This window comes from Lactobacillus johnsonii (assembly GCF_014058685.1).
In the GTDB taxonomy this organism is placed as follows: domain Bacteria; phylum Bacillota; class Bacilli; order Lactobacillales; family Lactobacillaceae; genus Lactobacillus.
Window position 1 is genome coordinate 1,886,971 of the sequence record NZ_CP059055.1, and the last position, 22,879, is coordinate 1,909,849.

Annotated in this window: 23 protein-coding genes and 1 riboswitch; of the genes, 14 read left to right on the forward strand and 9 right to left on the reverse strand. The window is 34.7% G+C overall.

The window, feature by feature from the left end; genetic code table 11:
* Positions 1–9 precede the first annotated feature (9 nt).
* A complete protein-coding gene (locus tag H0I41_RS09095) occupies positions 10–1,080 on the forward strand; it encodes a BMP family ABC transporter substrate-binding protein (protein ID WP_011162594.1) in 1,071 nt (356 codons plus the stop codon).
* Positions 1,081–1,102: 22 nt separating this feature from the next.
* Here the strand turns inward: H0I41_RS09095 and H0I41_RS09100 are convergent, their stop codons facing one another.
* Genes H0I41_RS09100 through H0I41_RS09115 form a run of 4 tightly spaced genes read right to left on the reverse strand, consistent with a single transcriptional unit; the run spans position 1,103 to position 6,001 of the window.
* Complete coding sequence (locus H0I41_RS09100) at positions 1,103–1,963, reverse strand: MurR/RpiR family transcriptional regulator (RefSeq protein ID WP_011162595.1); 861 nt, start codon at positions 1,961–1,963, stop codon at positions 1,103–1,105.
* Positions 1,964–1,965: 2 nt separating this feature from the next.
* Complete coding sequence (locus H0I41_RS09105) at positions 1,966–3,036, reverse strand: MupG family TIM beta-alpha barrel fold protein (protein ID WP_011162596.1); 1,071 nt, start codon at positions 3,034–3,036, stop codon at positions 1,966–1,968.
* 56 nt (positions 3,037–3,092) lie between these two features.
* Positions 3,093–3,989: an N-acetylmuramic acid 6-phosphate etherase gene (murQ, locus tag H0I41_RS09110; RefSeq protein WP_023600073.1), complete on the reverse strand. Its 897-nt coding sequence runs from the start codon at positions 3,987–3,989 to the stop codon at positions 3,093–3,095.
* 8 nt (positions 3,990–3,997) lie between these two features.
* Positions 3,998–6,001: a glucose PTS transporter subunit IIA gene (locus tag H0I41_RS09115; RefSeq protein ID WP_127795756.1), complete on the reverse strand. Its 2,004-nt coding sequence runs from the start codon at positions 5,999–6,001 to the stop codon at positions 3,998–4,000.
* 318 nt (positions 6,002–6,319) lie between these two features.
* Here H0I41_RS09115 and H0I41_RS09120 point away from each other — a divergent pair, with 318 nt between their 5' ends.
* Complete coding sequence (locus H0I41_RS09120; RefSeq protein ID WP_127795755.1) at positions 6,320–7,075, forward strand: sulfite exporter TauE/SafE family protein; 756 nt, start codon at positions 6,320–6,322, stop codon at positions 7,073–7,075.
* A gap of 84 nt (positions 7,076–7,159) precedes the next feature.
* Here H0I41_RS09120 and H0I41_RS09125 read toward each other — a convergent pair whose 3' ends face one another.
* Positions 7,160–7,999 (reverse strand): aldo/keto reductase, encoded by an 840-nt coding sequence (locus tag H0I41_RS09125; protein ID WP_011162600.1) that lies wholly within the window; start codon positions 7,997–7,999, stop codon positions 7,160–7,162.
* Positions 8,000–8,125: 126 nt separating this feature from the next.
* On the opposite strand from H0I41_RS09125, the gene H0I41_RS09130 reads away from it, so the two are divergent.
* From H0I41_RS09130 to H0I41_RS09140, 3 genes are all read left to right on the forward strand, one after another.
* Positions 8,126–8,845, forward strand: coding sequence for a glucosamine-6-phosphate deaminase (locus H0I41_RS09130; RefSeq protein WP_127795754.1), 720 nt, complete (start codon positions 8,126–8,128; stop codon positions 8,843–8,845).
* A gap of 206 nt (positions 8,846–9,051) precedes the next feature.
* Complete coding sequence (locus tag H0I41_RS09135; RefSeq protein ID WP_041818540.1) at positions 9,052–9,702, forward strand: deoxynucleoside kinase; 651 nt, start codon at positions 9,052–9,054, stop codon at positions 9,700–9,702.
* 21 nt (positions 9,703–9,723) lie between these two features.
* Positions 9,724–10,398, forward strand: coding sequence for a deoxynucleoside kinase (locus tag H0I41_RS09140; RefSeq protein WP_023600078.1), 675 nt, complete (start codon positions 9,724–9,726; stop codon positions 10,396–10,398).
* A gap of 53 nt (positions 10,399–10,451) precedes the next feature.
* Here the strand turns inward: H0I41_RS09140 and H0I41_RS09145 are convergent, their stop codons facing one another.
* Positions 10,452–11,690 carry an alpha-hydroxy-acid oxidizing protein gene (locus H0I41_RS09145; RefSeq protein WP_011162603.1) on the reverse strand — a complete coding sequence of 413 codons (1,239 nt, stop codon included), beginning with the start codon at positions 11,688–11,690 and terminating at the stop codon, positions 10,452–10,454.
* Between the two features lie 242 nt (positions 11,691–11,932).
* On the opposite strand from H0I41_RS09145, the gene H0I41_RS09150 reads away from it, so the two are divergent.
* Positions 11,933–13,243 (forward strand): NCS2 family permease, encoded by a 1,311-nt coding sequence (locus tag H0I41_RS09150; RefSeq protein ID WP_004898217.1) that lies wholly within the window; start codon positions 11,933–11,935, stop codon positions 13,241–13,243.
* A gap of 85 nt (positions 13,244–13,328) precedes the next feature.
* Here the strand turns inward: H0I41_RS09150 and H0I41_RS09155 are convergent, their stop codons facing one another.
* Complete coding sequence (locus tag H0I41_RS09155; protein WP_127795752.1) at positions 13,329–14,063, reverse strand: MerR family transcriptional regulator; 735 nt, start codon at positions 14,061–14,063, stop codon at positions 13,329–13,331.
* Between the two features lie 304 nt (positions 14,064–14,367).
* Here H0I41_RS09155 and H0I41_RS09160 point away from each other — a divergent pair, with 304 nt between their 5' ends.
* From H0I41_RS09160 to H0I41_RS09175, 4 genes are all read left to right on the forward strand, one after another.
* Positions 14,368–15,678 carry an NCS2 family permease gene (locus tag H0I41_RS09160; protein ID WP_127795751.1) on the forward strand — a complete coding sequence of 437 codons (1,311 nt, stop codon included), beginning with the start codon at positions 14,368–14,370 and terminating at the stop codon, positions 15,676–15,678.
* Between the two features lie 98 nt (positions 15,679–15,776).
* Positions 15,777–15,874, forward strand: a riboswitch (purine riboswitch).
* An 81-nt stretch (positions 15,875–15,955) separates the two neighbouring features.
* The gene (locus H0I41_RS09165; RefSeq protein ID WP_127795799.1) at positions 15,956–17,269 is read left to right on the forward strand and encodes an NCS2 family permease; all 1,314 of its coding nucleotides are present in this window, start codon (positions 15,956–15,958) and stop codon (positions 17,267–17,269) included.
* 107 nt (positions 17,270–17,376) lie between these two features.
* Positions 17,377–17,862: a helix-turn-helix domain-containing protein gene (locus tag H0I41_RS09170; RefSeq protein ID WP_094497977.1), complete on the forward strand. Its 486-nt coding sequence runs from the start codon at positions 17,377–17,379 to the stop codon at positions 17,860–17,862.
* A gap of 64 nt (positions 17,863–17,926) precedes the next feature.
* Positions 17,927–18,340, forward strand: a complete 414-nt coding sequence (locus H0I41_RS09175) for a peptide deformylase (RefSeq protein ID WP_182094546.1) — start codon at positions 17,927–17,929, stop codon at positions 18,338–18,340.
* 82 nt (positions 18,341–18,422) lie between these two features.
* On the opposite strand, the gene H0I41_RS09180 is transcribed toward H0I41_RS09175, so the two are convergent.
* Positions 18,423–18,782, reverse strand: a complete 360-nt coding sequence (locus tag H0I41_RS09180) for a hypothetical protein (protein WP_259345878.1) — start codon at positions 18,780–18,782, stop codon at positions 18,423–18,425.
* A gap of 207 nt (positions 18,783–18,989) precedes the next feature.
* Positions 18,990–19,547 (reverse strand): beta-carotene 15,15'-monooxygenase, encoded by a 558-nt coding sequence (locus H0I41_RS09185; RefSeq protein WP_127795748.1) that lies wholly within the window; start codon positions 19,545–19,547, stop codon positions 18,990–18,992.
* Positions 19,548–19,704: 157 nt separating this feature from the next.
* Between H0I41_RS09185 and H0I41_RS09190 the strand changes: the two genes are divergently transcribed.
* The 4 genes from H0I41_RS09190 to H0I41_RS09205 are packed head-to-tail and all read left to right on the forward strand — an operon-like array spanning position 19,705 to position 22,759.
* A complete protein-coding gene (locus H0I41_RS09190; protein WP_023600084.1) occupies positions 19,705–20,139 on the forward strand; it encodes a CopY/TcrY family copper transport repressor in 435 nt (144 codons plus the stop codon).
* Between the two features lie 12 nt (positions 20,140–20,151).
* Positions 20,152–20,529 (forward strand): cupredoxin domain-containing protein, encoded by a 378-nt coding sequence (locus H0I41_RS09195; protein WP_023600085.1) that lies wholly within the window; start codon positions 20,152–20,154, stop codon positions 20,527–20,529.
* Positions 20,530–20,546: 17 nt separating this feature from the next.
* Positions 20,547–20,834 (forward strand): cupredoxin domain-containing protein, encoded by a 288-nt coding sequence (locus tag H0I41_RS09200; RefSeq protein WP_004898239.1) that lies wholly within the window; start codon positions 20,547–20,549, stop codon positions 20,832–20,834.
* On the forward strand, positions 20,834–22,759 hold the full coding sequence (locus H0I41_RS09205; RefSeq protein ID WP_127795746.1) for a copper-translocating P-type ATPase: 1,926 nt from the start codon (positions 20,834–20,836) through the stop codon (positions 22,757–22,759). The genes H0I41_RS09200 and H0I41_RS09205 overlap by 1 nt, the downstream gene beginning before the upstream one ends.
* The last annotated feature ends 120 nt before the right edge of the window (positions 22,760–22,879 follow it).

Consider the following 22,879-nt stretch of genomic DNA (forward strand, 5'->3'; position numbering starts at 1 on the left):
GGTTTTCAAATGAAACTAAATAAAAAATTTAATCTATTATTGATCACAAGTGCTATCTTTTTAATAGCAAGTGCTTGTAGCAAGCCTAATCATGAGGAAACAATAAATAAAAAGACAGACAATCATATCGCTCTGATATCTGACATTAACGGCATTAAAGATAATTCTTTAAATCAATCTGTCTGGAATGGTTTAAAAGATTATGGTACTAAAAATGATCTTCCAGAAGGAAACAAAGGCTATAACTATTTTGTACCTAAAGATCCGAAAAACTATCAAACCACTATCAATGAAGCGTTAGATAAAAATTTCTCAACTATTATTGGTGTTGGCTATACTCTTAAGCCAAATATTATTAAAGCAGCTAAAAATAATCCGAAAAAAAATTTTGTTGTTATTGATGCCCATACTCCAAAACTAAAAAATTTAACCGGTATCTCCTTTAAGAATCAAGAAGGAGCATATTTAGCTGGTGTAGCAGCTGCTTACACGACTAAAAGTCAAATAGTTGGTTTAGTCTTAGGTCAAAATAGTAAAGAAATGGCCTCATTCAAAGCAGGTTTTATTCAAGGCGTAAGAACAACAAATCGTAAACTTCATAAACATATTAAAGTAGTAAGCCAGACAGTTGGAAACTTTTCGGATGCTAATAAAGCACACGATATTGCCCAGGAAATGTACAATAAAAAAGCTGACATCATTTTTCAAGCAGCAGGTAAAAGTGGACAAGGTGTATTCAAAGCAGCTCAGGAAATCAATCAAGCTCGACCTGTAGGGCAAAAAGTATGGGTTATAGGATCTGATGAAGATCAATCAAAATTGGGCGACTACCTTGCAAAAGGCGGACAACCATCTAATTTCACTCTTACTTCAGTTATCAAAAGTGCCGATCTTGCTGTTGAAGATATTGCTACCCAAACTGCTAGTGGGAAATTCCCAGGTGGTAAAACTCTGAAGTATGGTCTTAAAAACAAAGGTATTTCTTTAGTTCAAGGGAATTTATCCTATCATACCTGGATTAAAGTTCAAAAAGCTAAGCAAAAAATCATTGACGGGAAGATTAAGGTTGATACAGATTAATAGATTGAAAAAAGAGAGGTAGTTATTTACCTCTCTTTTTATTTTTATGAATTAAAGTCGTCTTATTAGAGCGTTTTAAGTTTTCAAACACCTTATCTGAACACCGTGAAATATAGGCAAATACTAAAACATCTACTACAAAGAGTTGACTTATCATCGATGTAGTAGCACCAGACCTAATTTTGGGCTCCCCAATATCTTGGGTAAGTAATACAAGATCAGCTTTTTTAGCTATTGCAGTTCTAGGCTGTGCTGTTAGTAACACAGTTTTTATACCAACTGATTTCCCCACTTCTAAAAGATCACTAATTTCAGTCGTCATTCCCTGATTACTGATTAAGATTAAAATATCATTAGGGGTAAAGTTTCCAATTTCTGTAGCTGCAATATGAAAATCAGTAGTATAGGTGATAGCTTTTCCTAAACGAAGAAATTTCTGGTATAGGTCATTAGCTACTAGACCGGATGCTCCAACACCATATGCTAAAATCCGTGAAGCCTGATTAATTTCTTTTACTAGTTTAGAAATTGTTTTTTCATCGATTCCACTTTTAGTTATGTCTATCACTGACTTAAACCTTGTGGCCATTTTATCCTTTATTGATGAAACATCTTCTCCAATATCTATTTCATCATATTCAGCAGGTTCTTTGGGTAACTGTAGTGCAGCTAGTTCTAATTTTAATTCACTAAATCCATCAACCCCAATTTCTTGGCAGAATCGAACAATCGTTGCTGTACTAATACCAGTATCTTTAGATAATTTTTGAATAGAAGACTTTATAACTGTTTTAATGTTATTACTTATGTACTCTGCTAAAAATTGTTCTTTTTTTGGCATCTGAGCCTTCTTAGAATGAATGATATTTAAAATATCTGCCATTTTTACTCCTTCATGGTACGAAGTAAGATAAATTCCTGGCTAGGCTTTATCAAATTAATCAAAGGTATATCTTTTTCTATAATTTTTCCTACTATATTTACTTTTTCACTAGCTGGTAAATTTACCTTAAGTATTTGAATTTCTCCCATATACCGTTGGTACTTATCATTATTGATTGTAATATCTCCAATATATCTTTTGCCAGTATTATTTTTCTTAATTACCGGTACCGGATGTAATCTCGAATCTTCACATCTCACTACATATTCAGCTGGATCAGGCCGCTGATTATGTTTTCCTAATACATAATCATATAAATCTTTATCTCCATTTTCGCATTTTTTTGTATGAAGTAATATTTGTTTTTTATTTTTATAAGTATCTATTTGCTTTAACGAATCTTCACTAATTCCCCCATCCCCGACATAAACTAAATCTACTCCCATATTTTGTAATTCTAAAATACTAGCTAACGGACTATAATACCGCTGCTTTTCAAGAGTTGGCAGTCCCTCGTATAAAGGACCTCTTAAATTTTCATCCCCAGCAAAAAATGCCTGAGTAGTAAAGCCATATTTTTTAAACATACGAACTTGCTGCTCTAAAAACTGCTGACTAATTCCTGTATCAGGAGAAGGGTAAAAATTGAACCATGCTTGCACGTTTTCTCTTTTTACATTTAACAAAAGCAATTCTTTTAACTCTTCTTCACTAAAAGTACTAGCATTTATCCCAATTTCTATTAAGTTAGACAACTCAGCAATTTTTTTAATTGGCAATTTATCATCTATTCGCAAACCAGTTATACCGGCTTTCTTCAAGTTAGGGATTGTATCCATTGATATTTTTAATTTTTTCAAACTACTTTGATCAATATCAACCATTACACTAAGATTCTGTTCTTTTGCTATTTTTCCTAATTCTTGTAGATTTTGTTTATAGCTAGTTATATCTTCTTCGGGAATATGAATCGACGTAAAGATTCCTTCAAAGCCATTATCCTTCATTTTCCTAATATATTCTCGAGTCTCAGCATCAATTTTTTTATTTAAATATACAGAAAAGCCTAACATTTATTCACTCTTTCCAAAAGAAGGCCAAAAAGCATATTACTTTTTGACCTCCTTCTTTAATAATTATTAACTACCGAACTAATATTACCGTTACATTCTTTCAAAATATCCATTGCTTTTTCTTTATCAACACCTGTTTTCAACATAGTAATAGCAACTGCAACGTTCATATCTGCTTTTTCTAATGTATCGCTTGCTACTGACTCTGAAACACCTGTCGCAACTTCTATAATTCTACATGCTCGATCTACTAGCTTAGAATTTGTTGGCATAACATCTACCATTACGTTTTCATAAACCTTACCTTGTTTGATCATAACGCCTGTTGATATCATATTCAGAATCATTTTTTGAGCTGTACCAGCCTTCATTCTTGTTGACCCAGTTATTACTTCCGGACCTACTACAGCTTCAATTGCTATATCAGCATATTTTCCAATTTCTGATTTTTTTACACATGCTATTGAAATAGTAAGAGCTTTTACCTGATTTGCATATTTCAAACATCCTATTACATAAGGTGTACGTCCACTAGCTGCAAGCCCAATTACAATATCTTTCTCATTTAATTTAAGGTCCTTTAAATCTTTCTCTCCTAGTTGTGGATCGTCCTCGGCACCTTCTACAGCGCGGAACATAGCACTTTGGCCACCGGCAATTAATCCAATCGCTCTTTCAGGATTGATTCTATAAGTGGGAACTAATTCAACTGCATCTAATATTCCTAATCTTCCGCTAGTTCCTGCTCCAACATAAATTAATCTCCCACCCTCTCTATATCTTTTTGATGCATATTCAATGGCTTTGGCAATTTCTTTATCTTGAGTACCAACTGCATCTGCGATTTTTTTATCTTCTTGGTTTATTATTTTAACTATTTCAAGAGGAGTGGCGCTATCAATGTGTAGAGACTTTGGATTTCGTTGTTCCGTTGTTAAATCTTTAATATTCATTTTTATCCTCACTTACTAGTTATCTTTAATACGGGCATATCGGCCTTAACGGTACCTGTAGCAATTAGCTTAAAATTAGAAACATCATCCATGTTAGTAATAGTCATAATTACGATTGGATCCTTTCCAGCTTCTTTTATTTTTCCAATATCCATTTGTGCAACAGGTTGTCCGGCTTTTACTATGTCATTTTCTTTTACTTTGATATCAAAAGGACGGCCCTTTAGTTCTACAGTATCCAAACCCATATGCAATAAGATCTCCAAATTTCCTTTAGTTGATTTTAAAGTTAAGGCATGTTTTGTAGACATTACACTAACTACTTTTCCATCAACAGGAGCAACAATTTTCCCATCTTTTGGAATAATAGCAAATCCTTCTCCAAGCATTTTTTGTGAAAATACTTGGTCTTCAACTTCATCTAACTCTTCAATTTGTCCATCTACTGGAGCAACAATTTCTTGTGTTGTTAATTTAGCGTTATCTTTTACCTCATTTTCACCTGAAGTAGACATATTCAAATTATATGCTTGCTCCTCAGCTTCTCTTCGTTCTTTAACTTCAGCATCAGCCTCATCTGCAGGAAGCATAGCCTCTTTCGGAACACCCCAGAAGTAAGTAGCAATAAAACCACCAACATAAGAAGCTAACAAACCTAATATATAAGCCCACCACATGTTATGAGCAATTAATGGAATCAAGGCTACACCTGAAGGCCCGATAGCTATTGAGCCAACTTGACCAAAAGCAGCAACTACAGCACCACCAATACCACCACCAACACAAGCAGTAATAAATGGACGTCCTAATGGTAATGTAACACCATAGATTAATGGCTCTCCGACGCCTAAGATACCAACTGGTAAGGCACCTTTAATCATATTTACTAATTGTTTATTTTTACGACACTTTACCCATAAAGCAATTGCAGCTCCTACTTGACCACCTCCGGCCATAGCTAAGATAGGGAGAAGAGGAGTAAATCCAAGTTTTTGAATCATTTCTAGATGGATAGGGGTTAAAATTTGATGTAAACCTAGCATTACCATAGGAAGGAAGAATAATCCTAAAATAAATCCTGAGATTGGTCCACCAACTTTTAACACCCAATTAATTCCACCTACAAGAGAATTAGAAAACCATCCTGCCAAGGGCATAATTACAAAAATTGTAAATAATCCCATTATTAGTATTGTTAAAAATGGTGTAAAAATAATATCTACAGAGTCAGCAATATGCTTATGGAAAAATTTTTCAACATAAGATAATAGCCAAACGCCTAATAGGACACCGATAATACCACCCTGACCAGCAGCTAGAGGTTTTCCATCAAAAATATTAGGAATGCTTACTGGAGCAACAATCCCAGGTAAGTAAACAATACCACCAATGATACCACCCAAGCCTGGAGTAGCCCCAAATTCTTTTGCTGTATTAATACCTACATAAATATTCAAATATGCAAATAAAGCACTAGAAATCATTGCTAATACTGTTACGCCAAGATTCCAGGACATCGGCAATACTTTAGCAGTTAACAAGTTTCTCAGAATTCCCGCAACACCGGAAATTAGTCCGGCACCTACAAATGCAGGTATTAATGGTACAAAAATTGCCGAAATATGTTGAAGAGCTGACCGCCACCAGGTCTTTTTTAAAGAAGCTTTGTGAGCTGCATGCACTTCAGCTGCTTTCTTTTCAACTTCACTTTTATTAGATTGATATGAATTTGTTTCAGGAAAAGTTTCTCCTTCCTTTACGCCAGCCTCATTATTCATTATCGTGGCAACCTTAGTATTAACGCCTGGTCCTAAAACAATTTCCAGTGTATCAGCTTCAACTACTCCTAATACACCATTTATCTTTTTCAATTTTTCCATATTTACTTTAGACATATCTCTGATTTTAATTCTGAGTCTTGTCATACAATGGATCAATGATTCAACATTATTTATACCACCAATTTCTTGGTAGATTTCATCGCTTAGAATTTGATACTTATCCTTTGACATGATGAATCTCCTTATATAAATGTAAAAATGTTTCATTTAAATATGTAAAAATTTATCACAGTAATTAATGTAATCGCTTTCTACATCTAAAATATTAGATCCTATTAGTATTTATGTCAATAATTTATCCTTAATAAACCAAATATATTTAATCTATAGTTTTATGTAAAAATAAAATATTGTTACATTTATTAAAAATGCTTATTTACTAATCTTAAAGATATTACCCTTCAAGATTACTCCTACTTGCTAACTAAACGTAAGGGGCTTATAATACCTACCATTGTAATGTTTAAATCTACAAGGAGAGGTGAATTCATGGGTCCTTTTTTCTTATTCGTTTATTTAATTTTGGGTGGGATCTTAGGAGGTTTGCTATCAACCATTGCTAGCATGGCTTCGCTAGCAACTTACCCAATACTTTTATCAGTTGGAATTCCGCCCGTATATGCCAATACAACCAATGATGCTGCTTTAATTTGGACTGGAGTTGGTTCAACTGCATCATCCCTGAAAGAATTAAAAGGACATTGGAAAGAAGTAATTTTCTATTCAATCTTTACAATTGTTGGATCAGCTTTAGGATGTATGCTTTTAATACAATTTCCCGGGAAAATATTCGAAAAAATTGTTCCGTTTTGTATCGCTTTTTCTGGTCTAATGATTTTATTCAGTGGTGAAATTCATCTGGAAAAAGATGGTAATAACCGCCTTCTTCAGATTATATCTTTACTTTGCTTAGTGATTACTGGTATCTATGCAGGATATTTCGGAGCAGCAAGTGGCGTTTTAATGCTCGTTATCTTGAACGCCATTAGTGATGATGATTTTTTGACAGTTAATGCTATGAAAAATATAATTGGGGCTCTTTCAAACTTAGTTGCCCTAATCATCTATATGTTTACTGCAAAAATTTATTGGGATTCCGCCATTCCATTGGCTATTGGTGCCTTAATTGGGAGTTATTTCGGTCCTCGAATCATGCTGCACATTTCCGTTAAAGTTATTCGCTTAGGAATTGCCGTTTTAGCTCTTATTCAAGCAGCTTACTTTGCTTATACTGCATATAGGTAAAACATTTGTAATACGTAAAAAGCTCTACCTGCGTAAAGGTAGAGCTTTTTCAGTTACTTTTAAATAATTTTCTTTCATTTCAGTTTATATCATCGCAAGCGGCATTTTTTCAGTCGGCTGCGGAAAGTCATTATCAATTAATTTTATTTCATCGGGAGTCAATTTAATATCCTTAGCAGCAATATTTTCTTTCATGTGTTTAACATTGCCTGCTTTTGGAATAGATAAAATATTACCCTTTCTCAAAGTCCAAGCAAGCATCACTTGATGCGGCGTTACATGGTGAGCGCGAGCAACAATCTTAAGATTATTAGTAATTCTGATTGAATCACCCTTACCTGAATTAAATGGAGAATATCCAATAAAGCCAACGCCGTGCTTTTCTTGCCAAGGTAAGACGGCGTACTCTACCCCTCGCTCAGAGAGATTATATAGATCTTCATTAGCAAAGCAGTCTTTTCCGCCAGGAACGCTAAATAATTCTTCTAAATCAGCCACATCAAAATTTGACACACCCCAATGACGAATTAGTCCTTCTTTTTGTAATTCTTTAAGTCCACGAACCGTTTCAGATAAACGCTTGTCTCCGCGCCAGTGGAGTAAATATAAATCTAAATAATCAGTTCCTAGTCTTTTTAAACTTTTTTCTAAGCTTTGCCGCTCTAATTCTGGAGAAGCATGATATGGATAAAATTTCGAAATTAAAAAGATTTTACTCCGGTCATATCCTCTAATTGCCTCGCCAATTAGCTTTTCACTTTTTCCTTCACCATACATTTCCGCAGTATCGATTACTTTAATTCCATGATCCAAACCATAGCGAAGGGCAGCAAGTTCATCTTTTTTTTTTGAAGCGTCTTCGCCGATTCCCCAAGTTCCCATACCTAAACCTGATAGATTACTTTCCTGAAAACTCTTCTCCATCTCTTCTCACCTCACCTAAATTTTACCGCAGAAAAAAATAAAATTAAAAATGTTAGCGGTTTAATTTGACTAGACCGATTTTATATTTTATAATGGACTAGACCAATGAATGAGGAGGTATATATTATGAAAATCATCGTAACTAAAGATAATATTGAAGGCGGCACTAAGGCATTTGAAATTATTAAAAAGGGAATGGAAGATGGCGATAAAGTTTTAGGTTTAGCTACTGGCTCTTCTCCAATTCCACTATATGACGATATGTGCGACAGCGACTTAAACTTCTCTGATATGACTAGTATTAACTTAGATGAATACTATGGCTTAAATCCAGATAATGATCAAAGTTATCATTACTTCATGCAAAAGCACTTATTTGATAAGAAGCCATTTAAGCATTCTTATATTCCAAACGGAATGGCAAAGGATATTGATGAAGAAGTTGATCGTTATAACGACATTATTGCTGCTAATCCTATTGATATCCAAATCCTAGGTATCGGTAGAAACGGCCATATCGCTTTTAACGAACCAGGTACTCCATTTGGCAGTTTAACTCATAAAGTTCAATTAACTGAGAGCACCATTAAGGCCAATTCACGTTTCTTTGATAACGAAGATGAAGTTCCTCGTCAAGCCATTTGTATGGGAATTAAATCCATTATGCAAAGTAAAAAGATTGTTTTACTTGCATTTGGCGAATCAAAACAAGATGCAGTTAAAGCCTTAGTTGAAGGCCCTGTTACTGAAGAGGTACCAGCATCTATCTTACAAGATCACCCAGATGTAACAGTTATTTGTGATGAAGTTGCTGCCGCAAAACTTGATCCAAAATATAGAAATTAATCCTCATTAATCAGACCGTTTACTTGAACGAATTAATCTTTTTAGATTAGTTCGTTTTTTATTTGGTAGAATTCTTTTACCTTTAATCTACATTTTTTCAGATCTACTCTTGACTTTTTCACTTAACTCTTTTTTCAAAAATAGCTTGCCTACCTACCAGATATTGAATTACACTATTAAAGCAAACTATATATTGTAGAAAGAACGTGATGACAGTTATTGTATTGAGCGGGCCCATTGGAGCCGGAAAATCCAGTTTAACCAGTCTTCTTGCCGAACATTTAGGCACTCAAGCCTTTTATGAGGGTGTAGATAACAATCCAATTTTGCCACTTTATTATAAAGATATGGCTCACTATACTTTTCTTTTAAACACTTATCTTTTAAACCATCGTTTGGCTCAAATTAACCAAGCTATTCGCGATCATAACAGCGTGTCTGATCGTTCCATTTATGAAGATGCCCTATTTTTCAAAATGAATGTTGATAGTGGTATTGCTGATCCTACAGAATTCAAGATTTATGATAGTTTACTTGAGAATATGATGGAGCAAGCACCTGGTAATCCAAGTAAGAAACCAGATCTTTTAATTTACATTCATGTTTCTCTTGATACTATGCTTCACCGAATTCAAAAACGTGGTCGTAAGTTTGAACAATTATCAACCGATCCAAGTTTAAAAGATTACTATGCTCGCCTTTTATCATATTACGAGCCTTGGTATGAAAAGTATAATGCATCCCCTAAGATGATGATTGATGGTGATAAATACGACTTTGTTGCCAATGAAGACGCAAGAAGGAAAGTTATTAACGCAATTGATCAAAAACTTATTGATATAGGGAATTTAAACTAGTTAACGAATAGAAGGAACGTGATGACAGTTATTGTATTAAGCGGGCCCATTGGAGCCGGAAAATCCAGTCTAACAGGTATCTTATCTAAATATTTGGGTACTAATCCCTTTTATGAAAGTGTAGATGACAATCCTGTTTTGCCATTATTCTATGAAAACCCTAAAAAGTATGCCTTTTTACTGCAAGTTTATTTCTTAAATACTCGTTTTCGGAGTATTAAGTCAGCCTTAACTGATGATAATAATGTACTTGACCGTTCTATCTACGAAGATGCTCTTTTCTTCCAAATGAATGCAGATATTGGGCGTGCTACTCCAGAAGAAGTCGATACTTACTATGAGCTCTTGCACAATATGATGAGTGAACTAGATCGGATGCCTAAGAAGAATCCTGATCTCCTGGTTCATATCGATGTCTCATATGATACAATGCTCAAGAGAATTCAAAAACGTGGTCGTAACTATGAACAATTGAGTTATGATCCGACTCTAGAAGATTACTACAAGCGTCTACTTCGTTATTACAAACCTTGGTATGAGAAGTATGACTATTCACCAAAAATGACTATTGATGGTGATAAACTTGATTTCATGGCAAGTGAAGAAGATCGTCAAGAAGTCCTAAATCAAATTGTGGCTAAGCTCAAAGAAATGGGTAAACTTGAAGACGACTGGAAACCTAATTTAGTTAAATAAAGCAAAACTGCGGTCCAATATGGATCGCAGTTTTTATTTTTTAATCCTAACAATCAATGTCTTGATGCACCACTTACAGCATCAGCTGCTTCACCTGTTAACTGATTTTCCTTAGTAACAGGATATGGTTTCATCACACTTCTGCTCGTTGAAGAAATGCCCCAGTCAGCACTGTAATTAATATGATCAATCTTAGCATGTTTAATATCTTCAATTGTCTTACAGCCGGTTAATTGCATATCAATCAATAATTCCTTATTTAATTGCTCAATAACTGATTGAACACCTTGTGCACCACCAAGTGCTAAGCCATATAAGAATGGGCGGCCAATACCGACTAAGTCTGCACCTAATGCTAATGCTTTAAAGACATGAGAGCCGCGACGAACGCCGCCATCAAGAATAATTGGAACACGATGATTTGAGCTTCTTACTGCCTTAGCAATTTCAGGTAAAACATCAATCGTCGCAGGAGCGCCATCTACTTCACGTCCGCCATGATTAGAAACTACGATCCCATCTGCTCCAGCCCCAATAGCAAGCATAGCATCTTCAGCACATTCAACTCCTTTAACAATTACAGGAACATCAGCAATTTCCTTTATTTTACGAATATCATCTGGTCCAATATTTTGAGCCGATGAAGCATACATTTGTGCAACGCTTTGTCCTTCACCCTTTCCACCGTTCCATTCATTAAAGAAAGCCAACGGTACCGGATAAGTAAAGTTAGTTCGTAAGTTAGCTTCACGATAGCCACTAACTAAAGCATCTACTGTTAGGAAAAATCCCGTAAAACCTGCTTTAACTGATTCTTCAATTACCATCTTATTAAAGTCCCAGTTTTTGCTTAAATATAGTTGCATAAATCTAGGAGAATCCCCTACTGCACTTTGTACTTCTTGTACACTCTTATTTGCATAGGTACTCATCGCAAATAAGGCCCCAGCAGCTTTTGCACCTTTTGCAGTATCAATTTCTGCTTCAGCGTTTGCAATACCGTGGCATGCAATTGGACAAATCATAACCGGGGTCTTTAACTTCATCCCTAAAAACTCAGTATTAAGTTCAGGGTTTTGCATTCCAGTCAAAGCTCGAGGAACTATTTGAAAATGATTAAATGCTTGAGTGTTATTTCGCCAAGTCCATTCATTTTCAGCACCACTAGCTACATAGTAATAAGCAGCTTCTGGCATCACATATTTTGCCTCATTTTCCAGTTCATCTAAGTTAACCATATGTAACTTTTCTTCTCTTGTACTTTGTGGAAAGCCCTTATAGTAAGTTGTCATCGTACATTCCTCCAAATTTTATAACGCATGTTTCTTTACACTTTAATTTTAAGACTATTTTTTTAAATGAGTAACTAATAGCCCTTACGAAATAATTCACTATCTCTTATAAGATTTACTTTCAGAAAGTTTTTACAACCTTTCATCGCTAAAATTCGCGTTTACATTTATTTATGGGAATGCTACACTATAAAAGTTGCTTATTTAAAGCTTAAAAACGAACATTATGTCTGGAGGACAAAATGAATTTTATAAAAAACTACTTTCATTTAGAAAAGTTAGGAACTAATGTTAGAACTGAATTTATTGCTGGGTTAACTACTTTTATTAGTATGTCATATATTCTTTTCGTTAACCCTAGCGTTCTTGGTGCTAGTGGAATGAATACCGGCGCTGTCTTTACCGCTACTGCTTTAGCAGCTGCTCTTGGTACAGCAATCATGGGAATTGTTGCCAACTACCCGATCGGTGAAGCACCTGCCTTAGGTATTAACGCGTTCTTTGCTTACACAGTATGTATTGGCATGAAAGTATCCTGGGAAACTGCTTTGGCCAGTGTTTTTGTTGCATCAATTATCTTTATTTTAATTACCTTATTTAAGCTAAGAGAAAAGATTATTGATTCAATTCCTTCAGACTTAAAATTTGCCATTTCTTCTGGTATTGGTTTATTTATCGCCTTTCTTGGATTACAAAACGGTGGCTTAATCGTTGCTAATAAATCAACTTTAGTTGGTTTAGGATCACTTCATAATCCACTCGTTTGGATTACTATTTTTGGTTTAATTGTTACGGTAATCTTGATGATCTTAGGCGTTCCAGGTGCTATTTTTATTGGAATGATTGCCGCATCAATCTTTGGAATTTGTACCGGTCAAATTGCCGTTCCTCATAAGTTTATCTCTTTAGCACCAAGCTTAGCTCCAACTTTTGGTCAAGCAATCTTCCACGTTAAAGATATTAACTCTTTGCAGATGTGGGTTGTTGTTTTAACTTTCTTACTTGTTACATTCTTTGATACTGCCGGTACTTTAATCGGTCTTGCTCAACAAGCTGGCTTTATGAAAAATAATAAAATGCCACGTGTCGGTAAAGCATTAGCTGCTGACTCAACTGCTATGATGTTTGGTTCAATCTTCGGTACTTCACCAGTTGGTGCCTTTGTTGAATCAAGTGCTGGTATTGCTGTTGGTGGTCGTTCTGGTTTAACTGCTGTCTTTGTAGCCATTTTCTTCTTGATCTCAATGATTTTTAGTCCACTACTTGGTGTCTTTACTACACAAGTAACTGCTCCTGCGTTAATTATCGTCGGAGTTTTAATGGCACAAAATACCGCACATATTCACTGGAACAAGTTAGAAATTGCCGTACCTGCATTTTTAATCTTACTTGGTATGCCTCTTACTTACTCAATTTCCGACGGTTTGGCATTAGGAATGATTACTTACCCAATTTGTATGGTTTCTGCAAAGCGTGGTAAAGAAGTTAGCCCAATGATGTGGGTACTGTTTGTAGTATTTATCATCTTCTTATGGGTATTGAATTTTAAATAGATTGAAACTCAAGAGAAAAGCTCGTGCTGATGCACGGGCTTTTTTGGTTAATCAAAAAATTTTCTGTCAATTTTAAATATTGTTTTTACTCTCTACTAATTTCCAAACAATAAGATCTTTTACCGCATTTTGGACAAGTCAATTTTCTAAACTTAGGCGTATGCGGGGCTAAATTAAATGCCAGGAACGATGGAATAAATACATCTCCGCAATTAGGACAAACATATTCAACATGGTCATAGTAATATCGCGACAATCCCAATGCCATCATAAAAATAATAACTACTAGTGCAAGAACTTCAATTACAAAGCTAGTTATCTGGTTTAGATGATATAAATAAAATGCTATGCCGATCCCTAATATTTCAATTATTGACAAAAGCCCTCCAAAAACTAACATCTTATCTCTTAAAGCTGAAAGTCTATTTTCTTTTCTCGTAATATCTGTAATGCCAGAGTGATTGGTTAATACAGCACGCGACAACTTTATTTTTTGCAAATGTTTTATTTGTGCTTGTTTCTTACTTATCTCCTCAATTTTCCGCTGATTCTCCTGGTATTGTTCTTTAAGCAATAACTCCACTGACTGATTCCCATGCTCATCTTGAATGAGCATTTTTATCTGCTTCAATGAAAATCCCAATTCTTTTAGAAAAAGAATTAATTCAAGTTGTCTTATCTGATCTTTTTCATAAAAACGATAGCCATTTTCTTCAGTATAAGCTGGCCTCACTAGATCTTTTTCCTCATAAAACCTTAAAGTCCGTGTACTCACTTGTAATTTCTTTGCTGCTTCTCCGATGGTATATCTCTCTGACATTACTTTCACCTCCCAGCTTTAAGATATCAATTGACGTAAGGTTAAAGTCAACTTCTAAATTATAAAATATTCTATTTCCTTGGAAATATTGTTCGGCTTTTAAACCAATTTTCTTATTTTTGTACCTATTATTTTATATTTTTTTGATTTAATCGAATAATTATAGTTTTTATTCTTGAAATAGTTAATAATTTAGATATAATTTTAGTTGAAGATTCGCTTTTAAATGATTAAACACATAAATTAATCATTTAAAATTATATTTTCCCTTAAAATCCGAACATTACCATTCTTGGAGGGCTACATGAATTCAATTGGTAAATTTTTCCATTTAAATGAAAACCATACTTCATTTAAAACTGAGTTTTTAGCTGGATTAACTACTTTTGTAAGTATGTCTTATATTCTTTTTGTTAACCCAGCTGTTTTAGGAGCAAGTGGCATGAACAAGGGAGCGCTATTTACCGCTACTGCCTTATCTGCTGCTTTCACTTGTATTGTAATGGGAGTAATTGCCAATTATCCTATTGCCTCTGCACCAACTTTAGGACTGAATGCATTCTTTACTTATACGGTCTGCTTAGGGATGCATGTAAAATGGCAGACTGCTTTAGCTGCCGTTTTCGTTGCTTCAATTCTTTTCATCTTACTGACCGTATTTAAAGTACGTGAGATGATTATTGATGCTATTCCTAGTGATATCAAATATGCTATTTCTGCTGGTATTGGTTTATTTATTGCCTTCATTGGTCTTCAAGGTGGTAATTTAATTAGTAAAAGTGATTCAACTTTAGTTACTGTTGGTTCCTTAAATAATCCACTTGTTTGGATTACAATCTTTGGTTTAGTAGTAACGATTTTCTTAATGATTGCCAAGGTTCCTGGTGCAATCTTTATCGGAATGATTGTTGCGGCTATTTTCGGTATTATAATTGGTCAAATTCCAATGCCAAAAGCATTTATTTCAGGCATTCCAAGTCTTTCACCAATTTTTGGCCAAGCTATTTTTCATATTAGTGATATCAATACAGTTCAAATGTGGATTGTCGTCTTTACATTTTTACTAGTCACTTTCTTTGATACTACTGGTACTCTAATCGGTCTTGTTCAACAAGCTGGCCTTATGAAAGATAACAAAATGCCACGTGCTGGTGAAGCTTTAGCCGCTGACTCATCCGGTATGTTAGTAGGATCTGTTCTTGGTACTTCCCCAGTTGGTGCCTTTGTTGAATCAAGTGCTGGTATTGCAGTCGGTGGTAGAACTGGTTTAACCGCTGTTTGGGTTGGTATTTTCTTCTTGATTTCTACTATTTTTAGTCCAATCTTGAGTGTCTTCACTACTCAAGTAACTGCTCCTGCTTTGATAATCGTTGGAGTATTAATGGCTGAAAACTTGGCGCACGTTCACTGGACTGATCTTGAAATCGCAATTCCATGTTTCTTAATTGCTCTTGGTATGCCACTTACCTACTCCATTTCAGATGGACTTGGCTGGGGACTAATCATTTACCCAGTATCTATGCTAGCAGCTAAGAGATTTAAAGAAATTACGCCAATGATGTGGATCCTGTTCTTTATTTTTGTTATTTACTTCGTTGTTCTGAATGTTAAATAGTATACGCAGGTAAACCAATCAGCTCTAGTAGCTGATTGGTTTTTTATTTCCTAGGAAATTCTCTGGCTTATTTGCCTATCTACTGAATTTCTGCTAGAATACTTAACAATCAAGTTATCTATATATCGTCGAAATAAGGTCGACAGTATCTACCCTGAGCCATAAATTCAGGACTATAGGTATCAGACGTCATAAATTGCTTTAAAGGACATCTTTTACCCGTGGCTCTTGGGTAAACTGTGTCCTTTTTTCATTTTTATTTTATGTTGGAGAAATGATGCAATTTTTAGACAAAATCTTTCATTTAGAGGATGCTCATACTAATGTCAAACGTGAATTAATTGCAGCCTTAACCACGTTTGTTTCATTGTCATACATCCTTTTTGTTAACCCGAATATTTTAAGTGCAGCTGGTATTAATAAAGGAGCTGCCTTTACTGTTACTGCTATTGCAACAGCAATTGGTTGTTTCTTAATGGGATTTATTGCGAATTATCCTATTGCCTTAGCACCGACACTTGGTAGTGCAGCCTTTTTCTCATATAACGTTGTTATCGGAATGCATATTAATTGGCAAACTGCCCTAGCTAGTGTGTTAGTAGCTTCAATTTTATTCATTTTGATTACCGTTTTAAAGCTTCGTGAAAAAGTTGTTGATGCAATTCCTCAAGATTTAAAATATGCAATTTCTGCTGGTATTGGTTTGTTCATTGCCTTTATTGGATTGCAAAATGGTAAATTGATTGTCGACAATAAATCATCTCTTGTCGGTCTTGGTTCATTTAACAATCCAGCCGTTTGGATCACATTATTTGGTTTAATCTTAACTGTCATCTTAATGGCAGCTAAAGTACCAGGCTCAATTTTCATCGGAATGATTGTAACTGCTATTTTCGGAATGATTATTGGTCAAATTCCAATGCCACATGGTATTGTTTCAGGTGCTCCAAGTATTGCTCCAACCTTTGGTCAAGCAGTTTTTCATTTAAAAGATATCAATACACCACAACTATTTATGGTTGTTTTAACATTCTTACTTGTTACATTCTTTGATACTGCTGGTACCTTAATTGGTATGACACAACAAGCTGGAATGGTTGATAAAAACGGTAAAATTCCACGAATTGGGAAAGCTTTCTTGTCAGACTCACTAGCTATGGTTGAAGGGTCTGTGTTAGGTACCGCTCCACTTGGTACCTCTGTTGAATCAAGTGCCGGTATCGCAATGGGTGGTAGAACTGGTTTAACTGCTATTTTCGTTGGTATTCTATTCTTAATCTCAATGATCTTCAGTCCACTTTTAGCAGTAATCCCAACCACTGTAACGGCTCCTGCTTTAATCATAGTCGGAGTTCTGATGGCAGGTAATCTTAAATACATCCATTGGAATAACTTTGAAATTGCCTTTCCATCTTTCCTAGTAGTAGTTGGTATGCCGTTAACTTACTCCATCTCTGATGGTTTAGCCTTAGGAATGATCGCTTATCCAATTACCATGATTGCTTCTAAGCGCTATAAAGAAGTATCTCCAATGATGTACATTTTATTTGTAATCTTTGTTATCTTCTTCTTAATTACTAATATGGGCTAATTAATAATCTTTTTTCAAGCTAGTAACGCTATTTCTTAAGATGCAAGCATTACTAGCTTGTTTTTTTGACTCAATTTTCATTAAATTAAACTGCGAGGTGAAACAAAATGGACTTTAACGAACAAATAAAACGCCTTCGAAAAGAAAATAACTTAACTCAGGAAGAGATGGCCAAGAAATTAAATGTAACTAGACAGGCAATTTCTAACTGGGAAAATAATCGTAACCTTCCAGATTTTGAAATGATTATTTTGATTGCAGAAACATTTGGTGTTTCCCTTGATGAATTAATTTTAGGAGATAAAAAGATGAATAAAATTGAGCAAACTTTGATTAATGATGGTAAAAGATCACGTGCAGCAAAATTTAATATGGTCACTACTATCATCGGGAGTGCATTCATTATTTTAGGAATTATTTTCTTCTTAATCAGCGGTGCCTCTGTTTCTTATATTGATAGTAATGGTTTTTTACACGAAAACTTTTTCTTAATTCCATTAGGCTATCTTTCATTATTTGTAGGGATATTGATCATTATTGCCCGGGTAATAAATTCGATTCATCTTGCAATTAAAGAAAGAAAAAATAATTAAACTTAAATTTTACGTGAGTAATATGCGATAATTAGGATAAAAATAACAATGGAGAATTATTTTTATGGCAGTCAAACCTATTATTCATGATGAACTTTCTTTAAAATTTAAGTCTCTACCAGCAACTAAACAAGATTTAGGAGCAGCCACTGATTTAAAGGACACTTTACTGGCTAATAAGGATAGAGCAGCTGGCCTCGCCGCAAATATGATTGGTGTTCAAAAACGAATTATTGCTTTATTTGTTGGACCACTCCCAATTGTGATGCTTAACCCAATCATTGTGACCCAAGATGATAAATATTTAGCTTATGAGGGATGCCTTTCTTTAACTGGCGAACGTCCAACCGAAAGATACAAGAACATCACAGTTAAATATCAAAATGAGAATTTAGAAACTCGGCAGCAAAGTTTCTCTGATTTTACTGCTGAGGTAATTCAACATGAAGTTGATCACTGTAATGGAATTTTGCTTTAATTAAAAAATTTTTACGTATAATATTTTTCACAAAAAAAGGTAGAGTACTCGACCTGAAAATCGAATACTCTACCTTTTTATTTTAGAATTGGCGATTCGTTGGACCACGTTCAACTTTAATTCTAACTATCAAATGGATTAAATTATACAGCAAAGTTAATGCTAATAAAATTATCCAAAAAGCAATAAATGCATAAATAATTAGTAAAATAGCTGGAAAAACACCTAAAAAAGTTGCTACTAAACTATCAGCTAACTTCAATTTCTTATTCAGAATTCCTTCTCTAATCATCTGATAGGTCTTAAATCCTAAATAGCCTGAGCCCGCAATTCCAAATAGTCTTAGTAAAAGATCAACGTTTACAAAAGCCAAAATCATACTAAATACAATGTAAAAAACATCAATTACAACCATAAAAATTCGCACTATTTTCGTAATCACATGCTCTTCTTCTAATTTTTGTTCCATATCAATAAGGTAATAAATAATTGCACATACGCCCACTAATCGATACAACCAACTTAAATTTTTTAAGGCTAAAAAGATTATGATTATACTCAGAATGATCCCAATCACGCCGATTATATGGTTTAACTTTCTATTTTTAATAATTAAGTCTGGGCGCATCTACTCATCCCTTTCTTTTTTCTATAGTTCTCGGTTAGTTCCGTCATGTTCAACCTTAATTCTGACAATTAGGTGAATCAGATTATAGGCTAAAGTAAAAATCAAAAGGAAGAGCCAAAGAATGTCTTTAGGAGTAAGTAATATAAGCAAGATTGCAGCTCCGAGTCCAAGACAAATTGCGACTATACTCTCCCCAAATTTCAGTTTTTTATTCTTCAAATCTTTACGAAATACCGCGTTCGTCTTAAAGCCTAAATATCCTGCACTTATAATGCCAAAAGCTAGTAATAAATAATTTAAATTAATGAAAGCAAAAACAATACTAGTCAGCTCATAAACTATTCCAAGGATAATAAAAATAATCTTCTGCGTCCTATTAATTGCCTTACTGTCTTCAAGCATCTGTTCCACATCAATCCAGTAGTAGAGAATAACTGCTACGACAATGAAAGTAAGTAGCCAACCAATATTTTTCAATGTAAAGAAAACCATCATCAAAGCAATCAATAAGCTGATAATGCCAAAATACTTATCTTGCTTTCGTCTTTTAGCTAGTTCAATCCATCTTTTATCGTCCATCTACTCACCTTCTTAACTTATTTGTCTAGATTTTACTATGAAATGAGTATTTTAACAATAATTTAATTATATTTTTATTAAGTGCATCAATCTTTATTGTTGACAAATGTAAACATAAAATTATATGATTACATTCGTAAACGAAAGGAATATATAAATGAATGAAAAGAATTTATCTTCAATTTCAGACAGTGAATGGGAAGTAATGCGCATTGTCTGGACATTAGGTGAAACAAATACGAAACAAATTTTAAACGAGCTTCAGACTAAAAAAGATTGGACAGATTCTACTATCAAAACTTTAATTAGACGTCTCGTTCAAAAAGGATGGTTAAATGCTAAGCAAGATGGACGCCGGTACATCTACACGGCTACGGTTAATCAAACCGAAATGATGTACAACGAAGCTAAAACCTTACTAAATAGAATGTGTGACATGCACAAGGGAGAGGTAATTTTGAAACTTTTAGAAGACTCTCCCGTTTCTAAAGGTGATTTAATGAAGATGAAAAAAGAGATAAGTCAAAAAGAAAAAACGGCACCTAAGATGGTTCCCTGCAATTGCTTAAAAACAGGTTCTACTATTTGTTAGGAGGAAATAAGAATGAGCGTTAGTCAGATCGTCGCCTTAATCGTAGGAGTAATTTTAATCGGCTTTATTATTTGGTGGTTCTTTGGCAAACATAAGGAAGCTGCCGGTACGAGCACAATTGTTAATGATGAACAAACTGCAACAATTGTTGTAAATGGTGGTTATTCACCTTCAACAGTAATTCTTAAAAAAGGGGTGCCGGCGCAAGTTAACTTTGACATGCGGGACACAACAGCGTGTTTATCCCATGTTGTTTTCGAACAATTAGGAGTTAATGAGGACTTAACCAAACAAAAAATTACTACTGTCAATATTCCGACAGACAAGGCCGGAACTTATAACTTTGCTTGCGGAATGGATATGTTCCACGGAAAAGTCATCGTTAAATAAAGAAAGGATCTATTAAAATGAGCATTTTTTCAAAAAATCAAACCAAAAAAGTTGTTGTCAATGCAGAAAATCATGGCTATAAACCAGATACCATTACTTTTAAGCAAGGTAAACCTGCCCAATTAAAATTTATTCCATCTGACAATATGGGCTGTATGAACGAAGTAGTTTTTAAAGACTTGAATATAGATGACAAACTTGATGGTAAAAAAGAAGTTATTGTCAATATCCCTACAGACAAGCCTGCTACTTATAATTGGAGTTGCGGAATGGACATGTTTCATGGGAAGGTTGTTGTTAAATAATGAAGTTATCAAACATTAAAAGATTTTGGATATCTTTTATCCTCTCTATCCCAATGCTTATTCAAATGTTTGCAATGCCATTTCATTGGATGATGCCAGGATATAATTGGATTGCTCTTATCACAACCACAATCATTATGGCAATCTCTGCACTTCCTTACTGGAAAAGTGCTATTGCCGCTTTCAAAAAGCATAGTGCTAATATGAATACCTTAGTAGCTACTGGTACAGCTGTTGCGTATTTCTATAGTATCTTTGCTATGATTACTAACCGTCCAGTTTACTTTGAAAGTGCAGCATTTGTTACTGTCTTCGTCTTACTAGGTGACGCTATGGAAGAAAAGATGCATGATAACGCGTCAAATGCCTTAGGTAAATTAATGGGTTTACAAGCAAAAGATGCGGAAGTTCAAAGAGATGGTAAATTTGTAAAAATTCCACTTGATCAAGTTCAAGCTGGCGACATTATTCGCGTTAAGCCAGGTGAAAAAATTCCAGTTGATGGTGAGATTCTAGAAGGTGTTACTACACTGGATGAATCAATGGTTACCGGTGAAAGTATGCCGGTAGTTAAAAAAGTTGGTGACACCGTTGTAGGGTCAACTATTAATAGTAACGGTACAATCACTTTCAAGGCTACTAAAGTTGGTTCTGACACCATGCTTGCTCAAATTGTTGATTTAGTTAAAAAAGCTCAGACTAGTCATGCTCCAATTCAAAACTTAACGGATAAAATTTCTAATATTTTTGTCCCTGCTGTTATGATTATTGCCATTTTAACTTTTATCATTTGGTACTCATTCCTTGGAGCAACCGCTGTTGAAGCAATGCTTTTTGCAGTTAGCGTGATCGTTATTGCCTGCCCATGTGCTTTAGGACTTGCTACTCCAACCGCTTTAATGGTTGGTACTGCTCGTAGCGCTAAAATGGGAGTTTTGATCAAGAACGGTGAAGTTCTTCAAGACGTTAGTGACTTAAATACTGTTGTCTTTGATAAAACAGGTACTATCACTGTTGGTAAACCTGAAGTTACTGATATTGTCGGTGACAAAAAACAAGTTTTAAGAATTGCTGCAAGTCTTGAAGAGTCGTCTGAACACCCGCTTGCTACAGCGATAGTTAAAAAAGCAGATTCTGAAAAATTACAAATCGAAAAAGTTAGCGACTTTGAAGCAATTGAAGGTAAAGGCGTTAAAGCTAATTACCATGATCAAACAGCTTTTGTTGGAAGCAATCGATTACTAGCCGACGTCAACATTTCCCAGGAAATGAACCAGCAAGCTACAAAATTACAAGAAGAAGCTAAAACAGTTGTTTATGTCGGCTTAAATGGTGAAATTATTGGCTTAATTGCTATTCAAGATATTCCTAAATCAAGCTCTAAAGAAGCTATCAGTGAACTTAAGAAACGTGGATTAAAGACAGTAATGCTTACCGGTGATAATGAAAAAGTTGCTCAAGCCATTGCTAATGAAGTTGGCATTGACCAAGTTATTGCCGGCGTTTTACCAAATGAAAAAGCTGAACATATTCAAGAGCTTCAACAAAATGGCGATAAGGTAGCCTTTGTTGGGGATGGTATCAATGATGCTCCTGCTCTTTCAACAGCTGATGTAGGAATTGCTATGGGATCTGGTACAGATATTGCTATTGACTCGGGTGGTATCGTCTTAGTTCAAAATGATTTAAGAGGTGTTGTTCGCGCTCTTGATATTTCAAAGAAGACCTTTAATCGTATTAAATTAAACCTCTTCTGGGCTCTTATCTACAATACAATTGGTATCCCAATTGCAGCTGGCTTATTCGTTGGTTTAGGTTTTACGCTAAGTCCTGAACTAGCCGGTTTAGCTATGGCATTTTCATCTGTTTCAGTTGTTGGCAGTTCCCTACTTTTGAATAAAACAAAAATTGCTGGAACTAATTAATGTAATTTATTTTTATAGTGATAACTAGTTTTTCTCAAGTAAAAAATCAGTTCTATCTTAACGATATGAGCTGATTTTTTATTTTCTTAATTTTTGCTCCAATTTGTTATTCATCTCATT